The sequence below is a fragment of the Collinsella aerofaciens genome (genome assembly GCF_015670795.1).
Taxonomy (GTDB): Bacteria; Actinomycetota; Coriobacteriia; order Coriobacteriales; family Coriobacteriaceae; genus Collinsella; species Collinsella aerofaciens_Q.
Map to the genome: position 1 here is coordinate 1 of NZ_JADPCJ010000005.1, position 20,498 is coordinate 20,498.

Below are 20,498 nucleotides of genomic sequence, written 5' to 3' on the forward strand. Positions count from 1 at the left end.
CCCGAAGGCCGCCCGGCTCGCCGGGACGGGGGCTATGTCTATTCCGCGCCCTCCCGGCACATCGCGCCGAGGGCCCACAGCCACCTCACGAGCTCGGCCGCGGTGGCGGCGTTCGCCTTCGCCTGGGGCATGCCCCTGGCGAGCATCTCCTCGCGGCGCCGGAGCAGGCGCTCGGAACCCTTCCTCCCGTGCATCCTCACCTCGAGGGGGACGCCGCTGCCCTTGGGCATCAGCTTCGGTTGGTGGCTCGCTTGGACGTAGCTCCAGGACCCCTCGACAGCCAACCTCCTGACGAGGGCGTTGCCGGCCCCGCTGATCCCGCCGAGGCGCACGGAGTCCGCGCTCGACCTCTGCTTCGGGGCGAGGCCGAAGTAGGACGTCACCTGCCTGCCGGAGCGGAACCTCGAGAAGTCGCCGACCTCGGACGCGAAGGCGGCGGCGAGCGCGAACCCGCATCCCTTGATCGACTGGAGCGCCTCGACCTCCGCCGAGAGGGGGCCCGCCGCGACGGCGGCCCTGTACTCGGCGAGGAGGTCGTCGCGCGTCTCGGCGGCCGCCTCGACCTCGCTCCTCAGCGCCGCCAGCGCCCGGATGCCGCCGTCGTCGGCGGGCCGGACCTTGTCGAGCCACCTGAGGAAGTCGTACGTCCAGTACCTCCGGGGGTTTCCGGCCGGCGTCGTGCCGCCGTAGGCGTAGCCACGGCGGGCCAGGAACGCCAGGAGCCGCTGCTTCGCCGCCGCGAGCCTCGCGGTCGCCGCGTCGTGGGCCCCGGCGAGGTCCCTGAGCCCCTCGATCTCGGGGGACGGCACCCATACCGGGGAGATGTCGTGCGACAGTATCGCCTTGGCCATCCTGGCCGCGTCGTTGCGGTCGTTCTTGGACGAGAAGTCTGCCGCCGACCTCGGGACCCTGGAGACGGCCGCGACGACGCAGTCGACGCCGAGCCCGGAGAGCTCCCTCTGCGGGGCGAAGCCGAGGTAGCCGCTCTCGTAGGCGGCGAGCGACGGGCCGGGGAAGCCCGACATCCACTCCGCGACCTCGCCCCAGGGGTTGCCGCGGAACCTCCTCGTCACGGCCTCGCCCGTCTCCGCGTCGAGCGCGCAGACGGTGGTGGACCTGAGGTGTACGTCCATTCCGAAGGCGGTAGAATATCTAGGCACGGGAGCCTCCCAACCTCGTTGCGGCGCGGCTGCGCCTCTGGCACTTCAACAACATTGTCGCAGCCCCGACCCGCGGTCACGAGCGGGGGCTCCTGTCGTTTCCGTGCCCTCGGATTGGGTCATAGTGTCTGACTTATGCTCAACCAGCGACGTTTGCGCGCTTGTCAAGAGATTAGCCGTTGGGAAAGTGTCCAAAAATCCCACGCTCGTTCCTTTTGGATTGCGTTGCCCGTGGCCGGCAGCCGCGCGGCACCGGTCCGCGTGGCGGCGTATAATCGGCGGCAGATGACTTGGACGTTAGGAAACCATGACCGATAGCATGCAGCAGATGGCGCTCGACACGCTCGGCGCCTATTTTGGCTACACCTCGTTTCGCCCGGGACAGGACCGCATGGTCGATGCGATCCTTGCCGGTCGCGATGCGTTGGGTGTTATGCCCACGGGCGCCGGCAAGTCCATTTGCTACCAGGTGCCCGCGCTCATGCTGCCCGGCATCACCTTTGTGGTGAGTCCGCTGCTGTCGCTTATGGAGGACCAGACCCGTGCGTTGCTCGCGGCGGGTGCGCGACCCAGCTATCTCAACTCCAGCCTTACCCCGGCCCAGCAAAACACCGTGCTCAAGCGGGCGCGCGAGGGCCGCTATCAGCTTATGTACGTGGCGCCCGAGCGCTTGCTTGAGCCGCGTTTTTTGGCCTTTGCGCAGGAAGCTGCGGCCGGAGGCGGCATCGGCGTGCCGCTCGTGGCCATTGACGAGGCCCACTGCGTGAGCCAATGGGGCCAGGATTTCCGCCCCGCCTACCTGCAGATTCGCGAGTTCATCGATTCCCTGCCGCAGCGCCCTATCGTGGCAGCCTTTACCGCTACGGCGACCGAGCGTGTGCGCGCGGACATTCAGCAAATGCTCGGCCTGCAAAACCCCGCGACGGTGGTAACGGGCTTCGATCGCAAGAACCTCTACTTTGGTTGCGAGGAGATGGGCGACAAGGCCAAGACCGCCTGGGTGCGCGACTATGTGATTGCGCATTCGGGCGAGAGCGGCATCGTGTATTGCTCGACCCGCAAGACGGTCGATGCGCTGGCAGGCGAGCTTGCCGAGGCACTGGGCCCCAGCGGCATTCGCGTGGGTCGCTACCATGCCGGCATGGGCAACGACGCCCGCCGCCAAAGCCAGCGTGCCTTTATCGACGACGACATTCAGGTGATGGTTGCCACCAACGCCTTTGGCATGGGCATCGACAAGCCCAACGTGCGCTACGTGATCCACAACAACGTGCCCGAGAGCATCGAGGCATACTACCAAGAGGCGGGCCGCGCCGGCCGTGATGGCGACCCGGCAAGCTGCCACTTGCTGTGGAACGGTAACGATTTTCGCATGCGCCGCTTTTTAATCGACCGCGGCGATGCCGCCGATGAGGCGCTTGACGACGAGCAGCGCGCGTGGGCGCTTCAGAATCGATATCGTCTGCTCAGCCAGATGGAGGGCTATTGCAATACCACCGGCTGTCTGCGCGAATATATGTTGCGCTACTTTGGCGACGAGGCCGCGGCCGAGCATGCTGCCGCGGCTGGTGCGGGCGCCACCGCCACGGACGAGGCCGAGGGCTGCGGCAACTGCAGCAACTGCCTTACGCAGTTCGAGGTCGAGGACGTCACCGATATGGCCCGCGCCGCTGTGCGCTATGTGGCCACGCGACCCATGCGCTTTGGCAAGTCGCTCATCGCCGACGTGCTCCACGGCGGCAACACCGAGCGCATTCGCCAGATGCATCTGGACGAGGACCGCGGCTATGGTGAGCTGTCGAGCGAATCGGTCGGGCGTATCAAGGACATCATCGGCCAGCTGTGCGGCCGCGGTTATCTGGCTACCTCGCAGGGGCAGTACCCGGTCGTGGGGCTGGGCCCGCGTGCCGCCGAGGTCGAGGATGAGGCGTTTGCCTTTACCGTTAAGCGTCGTGCGTCCAAGCACAAGGCCTCGGCCCGTGCCCGCCGCGCGGTGGATCTGCTGCGTGAGGAGGCCGAGCTAGATCAGCGCCCGCGCGTGGGTGACGATGCCGAGCTGTTCGAGCGCCTGCGTGCCCTGCGCAAGGAGATTTCGACCGAGCTGGAGATGGCGCCGTACATGGTCTTCTCTGACAAGGCCCTGCGCGGCCTGTGCCGCCTACGACCTCAGACACGCGACGAGCTTATCCAGGTCAACGGTATTGGCGAGAAAAAGGCCGATGCCTTTGGCGAGCAGTTTATGGCGGCGATTGAAGAGTTTGAGTCCGAGCATGCACGGAATGGAGCATAACGATGGCATCCGACGATAAAACCGAGCGCACTGAGGTGTCCGCCGTGCCGCTGTACCAGCAGGTTATGGATGACCTAAAGGGCGAGATCGCGCGTGGCGTGTACGCATCCGGCTCGCGCATTCCTTCCGAGATGGAGCTCGCGAAGTCTTATGGCGTGGGGCGCGTCACCGTGCGCCGCGCCATCGAGGAGCTGTCGCGCGCGGGGTATCTCAACCGCCAGCAGGGGAGGGGCACGTTTGTGTGTGCGCCCAAGCTCAAACGCAAGATTGTCCAGAAGGGTGACGTTCAGAGCTTTTCCGAGGGTTGCGCTGCCAACGACATGGTGGCCGGAGCACGTCTGGTGTCGCGCACGGTGGTTGCGGCGACGCGCGAGGACGCGGTGTTTTTTGGGGTGGAACCCGGCTGCGAGCTCATCGTGGTCGAGCGCGTGCGCACGGCAGACGGCGTGCCCGTCATGCTCGAGAACAACGCCTTTGTGCTGGCCGACCATCCCTATCTGCAGACGCTTACCGACAAGGACCTCACGGACAATTCCATCTTTGCGCTCGTTGCCGAGCATTCGGGCCGCGCGCCGCTCAAGTCCGACCCCTGTACTGTGGAGATTGCGCTTGCCGATGCTCAGGCGGCCTCGCTGCTGGAGGTGCCGGTCGGCGAGCCGCTCTTCTATATGGAGGCGTACTTTACCGATGAGGACGAGCGGCCCTTGCTGCTCGGACGCCAAAAGATCGTGGGTTCGCGCTACGTGTTCGACATCTAACGTCCACAGATAGAACGATATAGAACAAATTTGGTGAAATGGCTTCACGGGCGTCGTCATGCGTGCTATAAATAGGATAACATAGAACGACCGCAGGTACGAGCTGCCGTCGTTCAAAAGCGCCACACAAGGAGGAGCATCACCATGAACGCACACGATCTGATTCAGGAAATTATCGAGCGCAAGGGCAAGATTGAGAACGTCTTTTGGATCGCCTGCGGCGGTTCGATGATCGACCTGATGCCGGCCAACGAGCTGCTCAAGCGCGAGGCAACCACGTTTACCTCGACGGTCTACACGGCGCGCGAGTTTTGCCTGATGGCCCCCAAGAGCCTTGGCGAGAAGTCGCTCGTCATCGCCTGCAGCCACAGCGGCAACACGCAGGAGGTCGTCGACGGCTGCGAGATGGCGCTGGCCGCCGGCGCCGAGGTTGTCGCCCTCACCGACTGCGAGGGCTCCAAGATCGATAACGGCAAGTGGACCACCTGGGTCTATCCGTGGGGCGAAGGCGTGCCGCAGGCCGAGGTGCCGCAGGGCATCGGCGCCCTGATGGCTGCCGAGCTGCTCGACCAGCAAGAGGGTTACGAGGCGCTTGCCGACATGTACGCTGGCCTCAAGCAGATGGATGCGCTGCTGCCCGCTGCCCGCGAGAAGGTCAACGCTGAGCTGGGCGCCCGTTTTGCCGAGCTCTGCCAGCAGCATAAGTTCTTCTATATTCTGGGTTCCGGCCCCAACTTTAGCCAGACCTACGCCATGGCCATCTGCTCGCTCATGGAGATGCAGTGGCAGCACTGCTGCTATATCCACTCCGGCGAGTATTTCCACGGCCCGTTCGAGGCCACCGAGCCCGGCGTGTTCTACTTTGTGCAGCTTGGATCGGGCGAGTGCCGCCCCATGGAGGAGCGTGCGCTGGCGTTCCTCAACACGCACACCGATACGGTCATGGTGCTCGATGCACTCGAGTACGGCGTGGGCGAGGTGCCTGCCAGCGTGCGTTCGTACCTGGAGCCGATCTTCTTCTACAACATGAGCTGCGAGCTGCGTGCCGCTCGCGGCAAGGTATTCGACCACAGCCCCGAGGTTCGTCGCTACATGGGCATCGAGCAGTATTAGGTAACGGGAAAACCATTCACCTTCGATTCGCAAGGGCGCAGCGCGAGTCAAAAAAGCGGGCCGTGCCGGGGATTTCCGGCGCGGCCCGCTTTGCATGGCGTCCGTATGAGCGAGGTGTCGCGTCAGTCAGCGGCTTACTTGGCGTCGTAGGCCTCGGCATCCCACCAGTCGAGTTGGGCGATGTTGTCGCGGATGTGCTGGCAGCTCTTGTGGAAGCCCTCGAGCTCGTGCTCGGACAGGTCCAGCGTGTAGACCTCCTCGACGCCCTCGGCACCGATCACGCACGGCAGGGAGGTAAAAATACCCTCCTCGCCATACTGGCCGGTCATAAGCGTAGAGGCCGAAAGCACGGCGTGCTCGTTGTGCAGAACAGCAGCGCAGACGCGCGCGGCGGAGTTGGCGACGGCGTACTCGGTGCACTGCTTGCCCTGGTAGGTCACATAGCCGCCCTTGCGTGCAAGCTCCTCGACCTCCATGTGGTCGAAGGCGTACTTGTCGGGGTTTTCGGCCTGAAGCTCGTTGAGTCTCTTACCGGCGATGGTCGCGGCCTTAAAGGCTGCCAGTTGGCTAAAGCCATGCTCGCCGATCATGTAGGCGTCGATGGACTTGGGGCTCACACCGACCTTCTTGGAGATCTCGGTGCGCAGGCGGGCGGAGTCCAGGCCGCAGCCCGAGCCGATGATCTTCTTGGGATCGTAGCCGGTCAGGTGCCACAGCTCGGTGCACACGACGTCGCAGGGGTTGGAGATGCTCACGAAGATGCCGTCAAAGCCGGCGTCGACGATGCGCTTGGCAAAGGTGCGGGCGGCATCGGTGGTAAAGAACAGCTCGCCGTCGCGGTTGCCGGCGGCCAGCGCGACCTTGCCGGCGGCGTTGACGATGACGTCGCAGCAGGCCAGCTCCTCGTAGTGGTCGTAGCAGTTGACGATCTTGGTGTTGTACGGGACAAACGAAAGGGAGTCGCACAGGTCCTGGACCTCGGACGTCACCTTGGCCTCGTTGATATCGCACAGGTACAGCTCATCGGCAATGCCCTGCATGAGCAGGCTGTTGGCGACATGTGCTCCTACGTGGCCCTGGCCGACCACACCGATCTTACGCGTCTGGTACATATACGTATCCTTTCGGCCGAGTTTTTCGCGTCGAACCATTGTAGCTTCCTGCCGCCACTTTGCCAGGCTAAAGCGCCATAGATTTTTGGGACATGCCTTAATTTCTACTTTTGGAGTGATTTGGGCCGCTGACGGCATCGCTGGGCGATGCACTCGCGCGGATGGGGCCGGTCGTTGTACCATAGCTGCAACTGACTCGTAAGGAGCATCCATGCCCATTCGCATCCCCGACGCCCTCCCTGCCGCCGCGCAGCTCGAGAGCGAGAACATCTTTGTCATGACCGAGTACCGCGCGCTGCACCAGGACATCCGTCCGCTGCGCGTGCTCATCCTCAACCTCATGCCCACCAAGATCGCCACCGAGACGCAGATCATGCGCAAGCTCTCCAACACGCCGCTGCAGGTGGAGGTGGACCTGCTGCGCACCAAGACGCACGAGGCCACGCACGTGAGCGCCGGCCACCTGGAGACGTTCTACCGCACATTCGACGACATCCGCGACATTCACTACGACGGCCTGATCATCACGGGCGCGCCGGTGGAGCAGATGCCGTTCGAGGAGGTCGACTACTGGCCCGAGCTCTGCCAGATCATGGATTGGTCCACCACGCACGTGCACTCTACGCTGCACATTTGTTGGGGCGCACAGGCCGGCCTGTACCATCATTACGGCATCCAGAAGTACGACCTGCCGGCAAAGGCGAGTGGCGTGTTCGAGCATTATCTGGTGAAGCCGCAAAGCCCGCTGGTCCGCGGCTTTGACGACCGTTTCTATGCCGTGCATTCGCGCAACACCGATGTGCGCCGCGAGGACGTGGAGGCCGAGCCGCAGCTTGAGGTCGTGGCCGTGTCCGACGAGGTGGGCCTGTACATCGTCAAGTCGACCGACAGCCGCCGCTTCTTTGTCTTTGGCCATCCCGAGTACGATACCGACACGCTGCGTTTGGAGTACGAGCGCGACGTGAAGCGCGGGCTTAACCCTCAGGTGCCGGCGCATTACTTCCCGAACGACGACCCCACCGCCGAGCCGCGCAACGTCTGGCGCAGTCAGGCTCAGCTGTTCTACACCAACTGGCTCAACTACTACGTCTACCAGACCACGCCCTACGACCTGGCCCGCGCCGGCGAGGAGCACTAGGCTGCGGCCGTGGCTGCGACTGTGGCTGTGCTCACGGCATGACGAGCGTGGATTATCGGACACGCGAACGTGGATTTTCGGACGTTTACAAATCGAGCGTGGATAATCTCCCACTTTTGGCTTGAAACTAGGCTCAAAACGGAAGATTATCCACGCTCATTTTTTAGGCATGTAGATGCCGATGGCTCGGCTAAGAGACGGTGCGTGCAGAGGCAAAGTCGCATTTGGCGTGGTCTTGAATCTCGACGGGTTTTTCTTTCTGATAATCCGATGGACCAAGGCGCCAAATTATGGAGACGGGGACCTCTCGACAACCACCCTACCTGCAGATATAAGTCATCAGCCTAAAACGTCCAAAACCGTCAAGCATTTGGTCAGCGCCTGGACAGCATTTGGTCAGACTTCGCATGAAACCGTCTGGTACGTTTGCGCCGTTCCAAGAGTTGGGAGGCGACATGGGAAACATGACGGCGAATCAAAGGCTTACAAGTCACATTAAAGCATGCGAACAGCAGATGAGCTGCGTGTACGCACGCACGACGGCGGAGGCAAAGCAGATTGAGCGGCGGGTGGCGGCGTGAAGTCTAGAGGCGGTCATGCCGGGGCTGTATGCGCGTCCGGATTATTGGTCCGAGCTCAAGTTTCGGCAGCGTTATCTGCATCGGGTGCGGGCCCTTGCGCAAAAACATCCCGACTGGACGTTTTGCTCCTATACGGCGGCTGTTATCTATGGCCTTTCGGTTTCGCATGCCAATTTGGCGCACATCCATATCGCCGTGGCGCCGGCGCAATCGACGACGCCCGGCTCTCAGGTGATTCGCCATCGTTATGCTCGTCAAACACGGGCAATCCAGATGGATATTGCCGTGACCGATATCGATCAAACGATTACGGATTGCCTGGTCGATGCATCGTTTGTCGAGGGACTGATCATTGCGGACTCGGCGCTTCATGAGCAGCTGTTGTCGAAGGAGCATCTCGTTGAGGCAGTCGACAAGCTTGGCTTAAATCGTCGCGGTGTTGTGACGGCGCGAAGTGTTGCGCGGTGTGCCGATGGCCTATCGGAAAGCGGTGGCGAGTCCAAGGCGCGCGCCCTGATGATCGAGCGCGGTTGGCAGACGCCGGAGCTGCAAGTTGAGCTGTTCGACCCGGTTGAGCCGGGACGGCCGTATCGCGTTGACTACTTGTGGCGTGCGGGCGACCAGCTGATTATCGGGGAGTTCGACGGATTCGTTAAAAGCGAGAAGGCGGCGGAGGAGGGCAAGCTCGCGAAGGCGCAGTTTGATGAGCGCCAGCGCGAGTCGAGGCTTTCGCTGCTTGATAACTGCAAGATCGTGCGCTTGTGCTGGGATGATTTGAGGGACCCGTCAAAGCTCGATCGCAAACTCAAAGTTGCCGGCGTGCCGCGTGCGTGTTGAGGCAGTTGCAGGACGTTGAGCCGCACGAGCGTGGAAATCCGGACGGACGAGCGTGGAAATCTGGACGCGCAATGGTTGAGCGTGGATAATCTCCCACTTTTGGCTCGTAAGGGGGCTCAAAGTGGGAGATTTTCCACGCTCATCTTGCGGGTGCGATACAGCGGCGATCAGGCGCTGATGATGTGGGGTAGCGGCAGGTCGTGGGCGTCGTTGGGAACGTGGTCGACACGCTGCTCGTCAAAGGCGATGCCGATGATTTGACATGCGGGCGAGAGCATGGGCAGGTAGCGGTCATAGCAGCCGCCGCCGTAGCCCAGGCGCGCGCCGGCGCGGTCGAAGGCTACGAGCGGCACGACGACCATGTCGAGAGCTTCGGCAGGCACGATAGGGAAGCGGTCGTTGTCGATGTCCACGGCCGCAAAGACCCGCGTGGGGTGGGCGATAAACGGTGCCGCGGACGCATCGTCGGCGGCAACTGCCCGCATGCACATGCGCTGGCCACAAGCTGCGGCATCAATTGCCGAGAACATGCACGGATAGGCCACGCGCCAGCCGCGTTTGGCGGCAGCTGCGGCAAACGCGGCAGGATCGACTTCGGAACCCATGGCGGCATAGACGGCAACGGTGTGCGGCGCCGCGGCACCCAAGCGATCCAACAGCTCGACAAGTCGCGCACAGATAACGGCAGACATCGCAGCACGCACATCCAAATCAAGAGCATCGCGCCGAGCAATCACCGCCCGTCGCAGCTCAACCTTATCCATCTCAACCTTTTCTCCCAAACCTGCCAAAAAGGGACAGGTTTATTTTGGCAGGTTTTATCTGGGCAAACGCGATATGGGCAGTAAAGCCACCGCAAATATGCCTGTGAACTGCGCCCTTTGTGGTTGTTTGGGCCTATGCGTTAATGCTATAACGCCGCAGCGATTGCTTCAGTCACAAACTTATTGAGTGACTCACCCTTCTTTGCCGCTGCCAGCGCCGCTTGCTTGTGGAGCTCAGAGCCCGTTCTTATGTTGAACGAGCCCTTAAAAGCCCGCTCGGGTTCCTTGCCTTTCTCGGCGCAAAACTCAAGGTAATCGTCGACGGCGTCGTGGAAGCATTGCTCCACCTCTTCAGCTGTGGAGCCTTCAAATACGATTGCGTCCCTAATGCCGGTGACCATACCTGTTAGCACATGCTGTTCGGCATCGAACTCGACTGGGGCGAAATAACCCTTGTATGCCAAAACGTTACTCATGACTACCTCCGACATCTTGCAGAAATCGAACGATGTTTCGAATGGTCCCCGCCGTCAATTCGTCAGATGGATGTGGCGCGTGCATTACGAACATCCTGCCATCTGATGGCCTGTAGAAGCGAATGCGCGATCCGGATGTCTTGCCTTTGTTGTCCATTTCAAAGCCATATGAAGCCATGACTTTTAAAAAATCGGTATACCGATACGTCGAAGGGCAGCTAAGCAGTTGGGCGATGAGTTTATCGGTCCGAGTCATCCCGCCTCACATTCTGCAACTATATCCTAGTTGCAATTTAAGTCCGATGCAAGCGCCCCTACTATAGAACATGTGTACGTATAGAACAAGTGTTCGAACCACCACGAAGGCACCTGCCCCTTCGTGGGGGTTTTGCTGGTGGGGCGGGTGTCTGCGGCGGTTTGTCTCGATCTGTAACATTAACTCGGCAAAAATGGGCCTAGCTGTTACAGATTTAGACAAACTGGTGGGACGGGCTGAGCTGCCCTGCCCAAGCAGCGGCAAAAGAAAAGGTAGATTTTCAGGCATGTCCCAAAAATCTACCTTTGTTGCGGTTAGCCCAGCAGGTCGACTACGTTAAAGCCGGCGTTGCTCTTGGCGATGACGTCGCGGCCACCAAAGACGCAGGTGGGCGACTCGGCCGCAATGCGCGTCACGTCGGCGCCGAGCGAGCGAAGCTCACCGGGCGTGGCGGCGAGCATCTGGGCGCGGCGCTCCTCGCGTGCGTGCGGATCGAGCCCGGCCAGGTAGGTCGTGTTGCGGCGCTTGGTGAGCGCGTACGGCTTTACCGGCGCGTCCATGCCGCTCACGCAGCTCACGATAAAGCCCTCAAAGGCGGCCTCGTCGGGCTCAAAGCTGCCGAGCCATTCACCCGCGCGCGCCACGCGCTCAATCGAGGGGTCGATTGCCGGGTCGCGGTAGGTGTAGAACGCCGTCTGACGCTCGCCTGCCGCGCGGAATCCGCAGCCGTACGCGCCGCCCTTCACGCGGATCTCGTTCCACAGATAGTCGTAGGAGAGCGCGTTGGCGGCAACCGCCCAGGCGCCCGTCACGTCAAGCCCTAAGCGACGCGGGTCGCACGCGCTTGCCGCAAAGCAGATGTCGCTGGGGATGACAAAGGCCTCGTGGCGGTCGCACGGCGTCGGCACCACGAGTGCGTTGCGGCCGGCATCGGCGCCGTGGCCCGCGCCCAGCCCCAGGTCGCCCGCAGCATCCCAGTACGCGTCAAAGTCCTCGTCACTGCCGGTAAAGCTCGCCATGCAGCCATCGGCCACAAAGATGCGGTCTGCCAGCTCGGCAAGCTTGGCACGCAGACCGTCCAGGCGCTCGTCAAAGTGGTCGAGCAGATCGCGCAGGAACAGGTAGAAGTCCACGCCCGAAAGCTGCTCGCGCACCATGGCCGAAGGCGAGCTGTAGCTCATCGCGCGACCGAGCGCCGCCGAGTGACCGTTGTTGATAAAGCCCTGCTCAAGCCCAATGCGAATCTGCGTGAGCACGTCGCGCACGCGGTCGGCGTCGGCGTCGAGCAATAGCGTGCTCGACCACACCTCGCGCGGCAGGCTCGCCAGCGCATCGATCTTCTCGGATAGGGCGCCGGCGCTCACCAACAGATAAGGGCGCACGCCGTCCACGTCGGGCTGGGTCATGACCTCGGTCGTAAAGCTCAAAAAGCCGAGCTTGCCGGCGAGCAAGTTGTCGAGCTCCTCGGCCGAGTGCTCGCTCGTGGGCAGCTGCTTGAGCAGGCGGCAGAGCAGCGTCACATAGGGCAGGTCCTTAAACGCGACGCAGCTCAGGTCGAAATACTGCATGGCGTAGGCCAGGCGGTTGGTGGGGATGCCGTGGCGCAGGCAGGGGATGGGCGCAGTGGTGTCCACGACCAGCGGCGGCTCGGGGCGCGCCTCGCCAATGTCGGAAACGCGCAGGCGCGGCAGCGTGGCCTTGGCCTCGGGCGTGTCCTCGGCCTCCTGCGCGGCACGCAGTGCGACCGTGCGCTCGACCACGTCGGCCAGCTCGGCATCGGTCATGGCGTCGCGCTTGGCAGCCAGCTCGGCAGCTTCGGCGCCCTCCGAACCCTCAGCGGCGTCCACCGGCACCAGCTCGACCAGCGCCATGTGGTCGTTTTCCAGCACGAGCTCGCGCAGCAGGTCCTCAAAATAGCTGCCGTCCAGCTCGCCACGCAGCTCCTCGTACACCGGGCCGTACTTGAGCGCCAGCGTCGCGGCGTCGTCATCGTAGAGCCAGGTGCTCAGCGCGTCGCACGCAATGGCCACGCCGTCGGCGATGCCATAGTCGCGCTGGCGCAGGTCGTACTCGTTGCTGCTGATGATGGCTTCCAGGCGCTCGCGCGGAACGCCGTGCTCGCACAGGTCGCGGCAGGCGTCCTGGAACACGCGGCGCAGCTCGCGCGCCACGCCGGTCTGCGCGTTCTGCAGCATAATGAGCTCGTAGGGCTGCAGGCTCTCGGCCGCGGTGTAGCTCACCACGTTGCCGCCCAGGCCGGCGGCCAGAATGGCCTTCTTAACCGGCGCTTCGTTGGAACCCAGCAGTGCCTCGAACAGGATATCCGCCGCGATCGTGCGCTTGCGGTCGAGCGCGCTGCCCAGCACAAGACCCAAGCCTACCAGGGCGTTTTCGGGCGTGGTGGCCATCTCGACGCGCTTATACTCGCAGGTCACGGGCGCCTGCACGCCCAGCGGATTGGGTGCCAGCGTGGACGGGTCCTCGCCGGCGGCGACGGCTGCGTCCATGCGGCGGCTCGCGGCGCTCGGCTGCGACAGGTAGCGCTCGTCCAAAAAGGCCAGGGCACGGTCCGCGTCCAGGTCGCCGTAGAGCGTGATGTAGGAGTTGGAGGGATTGTAGTGGCGCGCGTGCGTGTCCAGGAACTGCTCGTAGGTGAGCGCGGGAATCGCGCGCGGGTCGCCGCCGCTCTCGTGTGCATAGGCGGTGTCGGGATAGAGCGCGGCGTTGACGGCGTCGTCCAGCACGCTCATGGGATCGGACAGCGCACCCTTCATCTCGTTGAACACCACGCCGTTATAGCGCAGCGTGCCTTCGCGCGGGCTGGCGGAGCCGCCGTCGCCCTCGCTCTCGGCGCCCTGCGGCAGGTCCAACTCGTAGTGCCAGCCCTCCTGCTCAAAAATGGTCGGCTTGGTGTAGATGGCCGGGTTGAACACCGCGTCCAGGTACACGTCCATCAGGTTGTACAGGTCCTGCTCGTTGGTGGTGGCAACGGGGTAGATAGTCTTGTCGGGGTAGGTCATGGCGTTGAGGAACGTCTGCATGGAGCTCTTGATCAGGTCCACGAACGGCTCCTTGACGGGAAACTTGGCCGATCCGCACAGCACTGAGTGCTCAAGAATATGGAACACGCCGGTGGAATCGGCCGGCGGCGTCTTAAAGCCAATGGCAAAGGCCTTGTTCTCGTCGTCGCACGCCAGGTACAGCAGGCGAGCGCCCGAGGCGGTGTGGCGCAGCACGTAGGCGTCCGAGTCGAGCTCGGGCACGGTCTCGCAGCGCTCGACGGCAAAGCCATGGCAGGTGGTGCCAGGCACCAGCAGCGCGGCGGCAGCGGCGCGCGGGTCGGTTGAGGTAGTGGGCATATGCAGTCTCCTTTGACGCCCCAGCGGGGGCGAATCGAGTCGAATCCTCGAGAGTATACCCATATGGGGCCCTCGACCAATCTGCCGCACGAGCGTGGATTTTCGGACACACGAGCGTGGAAATTCGGACGCAAATTGAACGAGAGTGGATTTTCGGACGGAAACAGCTCCAAAACGCCCAAAAACCGTCCGGAAATCCACTCTCGATTCCTGACCGTCCATCACTCATGCATTTCTCATCTCTCACTCATCTCTAATATGAGAGATAACAGAAAGATGAGAGATAAATATGAGAGATAACTGAGCAGCAAAGAGACAAGCAATCATGGTATTGTCTCAATACCGATTGTTCTACCAGCAAGAACATGTTTAAATGAAACAGATAGCAGACATCTTATCTTCCATCTCTCACTCATCTCTTATATGAGAGATAGCAGTAAGATGAGAGATAATTACGAGAGATAACTGAGAGATGAAGGAAATCTATTCACGGCATTCTCCGCCGGACCGAGCGAAAGGACGTGCAGATGAACGAAAACGAGCTGACCGGTCTGCTCGAGTCTTTAAGGCGCATGGGCTCGGACGATCTTAACGTCGAGGTCAAGGAGAGCGCCACGACGCTTTCTCGCGACGTATGGGAAACGGTTAGCGCATTCGCGAATACCGCCGGCGGAATTATCGTGCTCGGCGTGAGCGAGCGCGCGGGCTTTGTCCCGGTTGAGAACTTTGAGACCGAGAAGGTGCTCAACCAATTCGTAGCGGGCATGGGTGATGCCGGCGGCCGCGGAAAACTGGCCAATCCGCCCAAATACACCATTGAGCGCGTGGAGCTTCGGGGCACCGTGGTTCTCGCTATCACGATTGAGGATCTCGACCCGTCGAGCAAGCCCTGCTATGTAATAGAGCGTGGCGCCCAGGGCGGCAGCTACAAGCGCATCGATGACAAAGACGTGCCACTTTCACCGACCGAGGTTTTGGCGCTGTCGTCATACGAGCGGACGAGTCCTAGCGATCGCGATGCGGTGCCCGGCGCGGTCGCAGGCGATCTTGACGAGGCCCTGGTCGACCGCACGATAGAGCGTGCTTTCTCGCTGACACCCCGGGCAATGCGCGGCGCGCCGGACAAACAAACGAAGCTGGAGCGCCTAAATATCCTTGATTCCCAGGGCAATGTCACCAAGGCTGGACTCCTAGTTGTGGGCACCTACCCTCAGCAGTTCTATCCCAAGCTCTTCATTGACGTGGCTGTCCATGCGGGAACTCAGAAGGGCATGGCGGGGTCGCTGAGATTCATGGACCGCACAATCTGTGAGGGAACGTTGGGCGAGATGATCTCGGATGCCGTCGCAGCCGTCGCCGAGAATTTGCGGCGAACCTCGACCGTCCAAGGCGTCTCGCGTGTCGACTCGCTTGAGATTCCCGAGGAGGTTCTGCGCGAGGCAATCGCTAACGCCGTAATCCATCGAGAATACGGGGATCGGTTCTGTGGACAATCGATTGCCGTCGACGTCTTTGACGATCGTGTCGAGGTGACGAATCCTGGCGGCCTTTACGGGGGAATGACTCGCGAGAGCTTGTTTGACGGCAGCTCCCGATGCCGTAACGCGACGCTTGTGAAGCTCATGTCGATTGTTCCGCTGCCGGATGGCGCAGGTTCGCCGGTTGAGGGCAATGGCTCGGGCATCCCGATGATGATCGATGCCATGCGCGCGTATGGTCTGGCCGATCCCCTGTTCCGCCCGGGATTCGATCGGTTCAAGGTCGTACTTTACCGTTCAAAGATCGAGCCGGTCGATCATGGCGGGGGCTTAATTGTGACGGCACTCAAACACTACGGCGAGCTGGGGACGCGCGAGTTGGCAGAGCACACAGGGCTCACAATTTCCCAGGTTAGGTCGCGCGTCAACGCGCTCATTGCTCAAGGCGAGCTTGAGCCCACGGCGCCGGCGACGAGCCGCAACCGCAAGTATCGACTGTCGGAGCGCGTGGGATAGATGCGTTAGTGGACGAGGCGACCCAATAATCGACCCTCGATTGGCGTCCATTAAGGTAAAGCGGTTGTTGCCCAGTCGACGGTGATGCTAAAGACTCGGCTTACGCCGGCATGGCCCCGAACCCGTCCATCAAGAACAGCCTAAGAACCAGCTTGATGACATTTCCCGGTTTGACTTCGGCCGTGCCAAAGACGTGGCGCTCGGCGAGCTCGCTGCAGTATGCATAGATGTCGCGGATAAGGTCCGCGCCCGAAAGCGTAAACATGTAGCCTGCGTCCGAAAGCGCATTGGGCGCGGCGGGCAACTTGGCCATGTGGCAGAACGTTTGCAGGTCGGGCGCCATAGCGTCCTGGTAGCCAAGATGGTTGCCGTCTTCTTGTGCGGCGAGTTCCAGCTGGCGTACTCGATCCAGCGCCACTGCCAGCACAAAGCTCGGCGTAGGCGCATTGACGTCCTGAGTGGTCGCCACAAGCCTGCCCGCTGCCTGCGTGACAAGCCAAGCGACCTCGCGCTGGCAACGCACGGCCTTGCGCGTAACCGGCTTGATGGACGAAGAAGAAACGCTTCCCTTAGGCGGATTCGAAACAGCCACAAGAACCTCCCATGAACAATCCGGCCCAACAAGCCCGGATGAAACACGTGCTACATCAGTATACAGGGAAGTGGGGCAGCGGGGTACAAACGCGCCAGCGGCAAACCGAGAGCATCAACGATGTGCCGATCGCGGAATGAGATCTCGTAATAATTGACTCTCGGCCATATTATTGAGTGGCATGACTCGCGTTCGTATGGTTGTAGGTGCTGGCGATGAACGACATTGACCTTGCTGTTCCGTTGATGGATGGACCAAGCTATGACCGCGCCTGCAGTCTCGTGCCTTCCGAATACGTTGAGGCATGGGAGTGGTTTCTGGGTGAGGAACAGCGCGGCGGCGTTTGGACCAGCCTTCCGCACCACACCAAGGAAGATAGCCCTCAGTATCAGTATCGTTTGAGAATTGGCTCGGACTTCTTTCCCGTAACGCGGGATTCAGGGATCTTCTGGCCGGGCCAGGATCGGGTGAAGCAAGATCCCAATAAGATCTTTGCGCTTTCGGTCCATAACTCTAAAAAGAGCTTCTACACCGATGTACCTCCGCTCTATTTGGACGATGGTACGTGGGTCATTAAGTATTCGGTCCAAGCGCCAGGCGCCGTTGGTTCTCGAGACCAGAATTACAACCGTAAAATGCTCAACTGCATGGAATGTGGCGTTCCAGTCGGAGTCATATTTGCAACCGAGGTGGGCTACAAGGTGCTCGGCCTTGCGTTTGTTGAACGGTTCGAGCCCGAAAACGGATGGTTTGTTCTGCACGGTCCTGTTCATAAAGGCGGACCGGACCCCCGTTTTGCGCCCGACATGAGCTATCTGAAGCACATGCCCGTCGATATTGAGTTTGCCGGACAGGGTACGACCGACGACGAAAAGGTCCGCTATGCGTTAAGGCGCGAGCGATTGGGGCAGCAATGGTTCCGCAAGCAGCTCGTTGCCGCCTATGATGGCCGTTGCGCGGTGTCGGACTGCGGCGTCAGCGAAGCTCTGGAGGCTGCACATATCGAGAATTACTCGGGACCCAAATCGCAGGTTGCCAGCAACGGCATTCTGCTTCGGCGCGACTTACATGCTTTATTCGATGCTCATCTGATTTCGTTTGAGCCTGTTTGCGGCGAATATCGGCTGTGCGGATCGTACCTGCTGGATAAGACCGGCTACGCTTCCTTTGCGGGTGCGACGCTAAGGCAGCCGAATGAGCGTCAGTGGCGACCCAATACGGTGTTTCTTGAGGCCCATCGCATTGAGTTCGATCGCTCGGAAAAGAAGCGTGAAAAGGCGGGGCTTCTGCCGTATTAGCGTATTTGGCTTTGGCATTCTTTGACGATCGTGTTGTTTGATCGGATCGCGTGGCGATGCAATCTCGAGCATGCCCGCCGGTGCATGCTCTTCCTGTTTTGTATAGCGAGAGGGGAGCGTGTATGAGCTGGCGAGGCGATATTGCGATGGGGAAGTACGGAAAACTGCCGTGTGCCCTTATAGACAACAATATGTTTCCGAGCGTAGAGGTTGATTGCGGGTCGTTTGTCGTCACCTGCCCTTGCTGCGGCTCGCAAATACCGTGTCTCGACATTCGGTTCATCGATGCGCGCGACAGGTTCAGCGACGAAGTGAGAAAACAGACAGGCGTTCATATGCCGGTGTATCCGGAGAAATGCCCCGTTTGTGGCCTCGATATCGTGTACGACGCCGGCGACGAGGGATAGGTGATGCGGAGGAGCTGACTGTGAAGGCCTCTCCGTCCCTACAAATTAATCCCCTCACCGAGCTGCTTGTGGAACTCGGCGTGATGGTCGCGTGCCCAGGTAAAGAGCGCCTGGTCAAAGTCGGTACGCGTGGCCGGGACGCCAAAGACGCCGGCAACTTCGACGCGTATAAACTCCAGTGCCGGCAGCTTGTTGATGGCAGTGAGGGCAAACGGGGACGAGGGCTCCTCGAACAGATAGCGGCTGCCTTGCAGCGCGTCGCAACTGGTGCACGTGTTGCCGAGCGACGGGGCTTTGGAGGCTCGCGCGCCTACGGGCTTGTAGCCGCAGCGCTTATGAAGGTAGTCGCGGATCTCGCCCGGCACGCAGCCAAGAGCGGGCACGATGGCAAGTGCGTTGGCGTTGGCCGTGTCGATGGCAATGTGCCCGGCTTCGTTGGGCGCGTGCGCGATGGCGATGCTCTCGTCGTTATCGGCTCGATAGGGAATGCCGAAGGCCGCGACCGAGGTCTCTTTGTGACACTTCCAGCACTCGCGCTTGCCCAGTACTAGATATATATACGGCGCAGAGGGGTCGGATCGGTCAATACCGGGCAGCCACTCGGCAAAGGGCTCGGGGTTGACGCCGCTGGGTACATACCAGATTTTCTTGGTCCGGTCCCATTTGGCGCCCAACGCCTTGGCTTCTTCTTTGTGCGAAAAGGGAACATCGAGCTCGGTGCGCATGGTGGCTCCTTGGTGCTGCAGGTGTAAGTGGCTCAAGGATACCGCAGGGCGCAGGCATCGTGGCGTTTTGCCGAGAAGCTGCGGTGCGGACTGATTGGTTATGCCGATGGATAGATCGGCAAGTAGATGGTCGGCTTTTGGCTAGTTGGGCGGTTGGAGCTGCCAGCGGATTTGGCGACATAAAACAAAACAGCCCAGAGGACATAGCCTCTGAGCTGTGAACATTTGGTGGGCGTTAGAAGATTTGAACTTCTGACCTCTTCCGTGTCAGGGAAGCGCTCTCCCCCTGAGCTAAACGCCCGATCAAGGGTGCGCAAGCGCGCAAGGGATAATATAACGGAGCCTGAACTCGGTGGCAAGAACATTTTTAAAAATCGCTTACATTGTGGAATTCAGGGGCTTTGTCATATCCATTTCAAAAGAGCTTACTGCCGCGATTTGGCTGTCGCATAATGCAAGGCCATTGCGGTATCGAGCTATGGAAAGACGCCTGCGGAATTGTCCTACCGATAAGCGGACAAGCCTCCAGCTGGTGCCTTCGCCGTGGTAAGGTAAGCCGAATTGTTTCCAGGCTGTTTCGGGGGAGTGGAATGAGCAAAGAGTGTGTCGAGCAGGTCGAAGGCGCAGGGGCTTCGGTGCCGATGACCGATATATCGAACATTGATGTGCCCGAGGGCACCGACGAGCTCAGCCGTAGCACCCGCCGCGCCTGGCGCGAGCGCCTTAACGATGCGTCGTCGCGCAAGATGATCACGGGCGTCTTGGCTACGCTGGTGGGCGGTTCGTTTTGGGGCTTCTCGGGCACCAGCGCGAGCTTTCTGTTCGATACCTACCACGTCGACACCTTGTGGCTTATGAGCGTGCGTCAGATTCTCGCCGGTCTACTCTTTATGGCCGTGGTTGTTACGCGCGACCGCGAGCGCCTGATTAAGCTCTGGACCACACCCGCCGATCGCAAGCAGCTGCTGCTCTTTACTGCCTTTGGCCTGCTGTTCAACCAGTTTTGCTATCTTTCGGCCGTGCGCCTGACGAACGCCGGAACCGCGACGGTGCTCCAGTGCCTGCAGCTCGTTATCATCATGGGCTACGCCTGCGTGACCGATCGCCGCATGCCGCGTACTCGCGAAGTCATCGGCATTGGCCTGGCTCTGGGTGGAACCTTTTTAATTGCCACCGGCGGCGACCCTACCAGCCTGAATATCTCGCCGCTTGGCCTGGCAGCAGGTCTTATGTGTGCGGTCAGCGCCGCGTGTATGGCGGTGATTCCCGCCAAGATCCTGCCCGAATACGGCAGCCCTATCGTCACGGGCTCGGCAATGCTCACGGCGGGCGTGGTCTCGTGTGTCTTCGTGCAGCCCTGGGCGCATATGCCGGCGCTCGACGCTGCCGGCATCGAGGCGCTCGCGGTGTTCGTGGTTATCGGCTCGTTTTTTGCTTACATGCTTTATATGCAGGGCGTTAAGGACATCGGCTCGGTGCGTGCGAGTCTCATCGGAACCGTGGAGCCCGTCTCGGCGACCATCACCAGCGCCGTTATGCTGGGCACGGTGTTTTTGCCGACCGACCTTATCGGCTTTGCCATGATCATCGTGATGATGTTCCTCACGGTGTAGCTGGCGCCGCTGCCAAGACGGAAAA

17 protein-coding genes and 1 tRNA gene are annotated in these 20,498 nt (G+C 61.1%); 9 read left to right on the forward strand and 9 right to left on the reverse strand.

Features of this window, described 5'->3' with window-relative positions:
• Positions 1–38: 38 nt before the first annotated feature.
• Entirely contained in the window at positions 39–1,160 is a 1,122-nt protein-coding gene (locus I4W09_RS02770) for an IS110 family RNA-guided transposase (protein WP_271756724.1), read from the reverse strand.
• 307 nt (positions 1,161–1,467) lie between these two features.
• On the opposite strand from I4W09_RS02770, the gene I4W09_RS02775 reads away from it, so the two are divergent.
• The 3 genes from I4W09_RS02775 (at position 1,468) to I4W09_RS02785 (ending at position 5,321) form a co-directional block, all read left to right on the forward strand.
• The gene (locus I4W09_RS02775; protein ID WP_196031641.1) at positions 1,468–3,450 is read left to right on the forward strand and encodes a RecQ family ATP-dependent DNA helicase; all 1,983 of its coding nucleotides are present in this window, start codon (positions 1,468–1,470) and stop codon (positions 3,448–3,450) included.
• 2 nt (positions 3,451–3,452) lie between these two features.
• Entirely contained in the window at positions 3,453–4,208 is a 756-nt protein-coding gene (locus I4W09_RS02780) for a GntR family transcriptional regulator (protein WP_196031643.1), read from the forward strand.
• 144 nt (positions 4,209–4,352) lie between these two features.
• Entirely contained in the window at positions 4,353–5,321 is a 969-nt protein-coding gene (locus I4W09_RS02785) for an SIS domain-containing protein (RefSeq protein ID WP_196031645.1), read from the forward strand.
• A 134-nt stretch (positions 5,322–5,455) separates the two neighbouring features.
• Here I4W09_RS02785 and I4W09_RS02790 read toward each other — a convergent pair whose 3' ends face one another.
• Positions 5,456–6,433, reverse strand: a complete 978-nt coding sequence (locus I4W09_RS02790; RefSeq protein WP_196031647.1) for an L-lactate dehydrogenase — start codon at positions 6,431–6,433, stop codon at positions 5,456–5,458.
• A gap of 211 nt (positions 6,434–6,644) precedes the next feature.
• Between I4W09_RS02790 and metA the strand changes: the two genes are divergently transcribed.
• Positions 6,645–7,571 (forward strand): homoserine O-acetyltransferase MetA, encoded by a 927-nt coding sequence (metA, locus tag I4W09_RS02795; RefSeq protein WP_117583845.1) that lies wholly within the window; start codon positions 6,645–6,647, stop codon positions 7,569–7,571.
• 596 nt (positions 7,572–8,167) lie between these two features.
• Positions 8,168–8,989 carry a hypothetical protein gene (locus tag I4W09_RS02800; protein WP_196031649.1) on the forward strand — a complete coding sequence of 274 codons (822 nt, stop codon included), beginning with the start codon at positions 8,168–8,170 and terminating at the stop codon, positions 8,987–8,989.
• Between the two features lie 167 nt (positions 8,990–9,156).
• Here the strand turns inward: I4W09_RS02800 and I4W09_RS02805 are convergent, their stop codons facing one another.
• The 4 genes from I4W09_RS02805 to I4W09_RS02820 form a co-directional block, all read right to left on the reverse strand.
• On the reverse strand, positions 9,157–9,753 hold the full coding sequence (locus I4W09_RS02805) for a 5-formyltetrahydrofolate cyclo-ligase (protein ID WP_196031651.1): 597 nt from the start codon (positions 9,751–9,753) through the stop codon (positions 9,157–9,159).
• Between the two features lie 146 nt (positions 9,754–9,899).
• Positions 9,900–10,229, reverse strand: coding sequence for a type II toxin-antitoxin system HicB family antitoxin (locus I4W09_RS02810; protein WP_196031653.1), 330 nt, complete (start codon positions 10,227–10,229; stop codon positions 9,900–9,902).
• Positions 10,222–10,485 (reverse strand): type II toxin-antitoxin system HicA family toxin, encoded by a 264-nt coding sequence (locus I4W09_RS10660; RefSeq protein WP_117746728.1) that lies wholly within the window; start codon positions 10,483–10,485, stop codon positions 10,222–10,224. The genes I4W09_RS02810 and I4W09_RS10660 overlap by 8 nt, the downstream gene beginning before the upstream one ends.
• A gap of 314 nt (positions 10,486–10,799) precedes the next feature.
• On the reverse strand, positions 10,800–13,844 hold the full coding sequence (locus I4W09_RS02820; RefSeq protein WP_196031655.1) for an insulinase family protein: 3,045 nt from the start codon (positions 13,842–13,844) through the stop codon (positions 10,800–10,802).
• 527 nt (positions 13,845–14,371) lie between these two features.
• On the opposite strand from I4W09_RS02820, the gene I4W09_RS02825 reads away from it, so the two are divergent.
• Positions 14,372–15,838: an ATP-binding protein gene (locus tag I4W09_RS02825; protein ID WP_196031657.1), complete on the forward strand. Its 1,467-nt coding sequence runs from the start codon at positions 14,372–14,374 to the stop codon at positions 15,836–15,838.
• Between the two features lie 100 nt (positions 15,839–15,938).
• On the opposite strand, the gene I4W09_RS02830 is transcribed toward I4W09_RS02825, so the two are convergent.
• A complete protein-coding gene (locus tag I4W09_RS02830; RefSeq protein ID WP_196031659.1) occupies positions 15,939–16,430 on the reverse strand; it encodes a hypothetical protein in 492 nt (163 codons plus the stop codon).
• 215 nt (positions 16,431–16,645) lie between these two features.
• On the opposite strand from I4W09_RS02830, the gene I4W09_RS02835 reads away from it, so the two are divergent.
• Both I4W09_RS02835 and I4W09_RS02840 read left to right on the forward strand, forming a co-directional pair.
• Entirely contained in the window at positions 16,646–17,728 is a 1,083-nt protein-coding gene (locus I4W09_RS02835) for an HNH endonuclease (protein ID WP_196022480.1), read from the forward strand.
• Between the two features lie 122 nt (positions 17,729–17,850).
• Positions 17,851–18,135 (forward strand): hypothetical protein, encoded by a 285-nt coding sequence (locus I4W09_RS02840; protein WP_195361582.1) that lies wholly within the window; start codon positions 17,851–17,853, stop codon positions 18,133–18,135.
• Positions 18,136–18,173: 38 nt separating this feature from the next.
• Here the strand turns inward: I4W09_RS02840 and I4W09_RS02845 are convergent, their stop codons facing one another.
• On the reverse strand, positions 18,174–18,860 hold the full coding sequence (locus I4W09_RS02845; RefSeq protein ID WP_196031663.1) for a DUF5710 domain-containing protein: 687 nt from the start codon (positions 18,858–18,860) through the stop codon (positions 18,174–18,176).
• Positions 18,861–19,086: 226 nt separating this feature from the next.
• Positions 19,087–19,161 (reverse strand) — tRNA-Val (locus tag I4W09_RS02850).
• Between the two features lie 289 nt (positions 19,162–19,450).
• On the opposite strand from I4W09_RS02850, the gene I4W09_RS02855 reads away from it, so the two are divergent.
• Complete coding sequence (locus I4W09_RS02855) at positions 19,451–20,473, forward strand: DMT family transporter (protein ID WP_196031665.1); 1,023 nt, start codon at positions 19,451–19,453, stop codon at positions 20,471–20,473.
• The last annotated feature ends 25 nt before the right edge of the window (positions 20,474–20,498 follow it).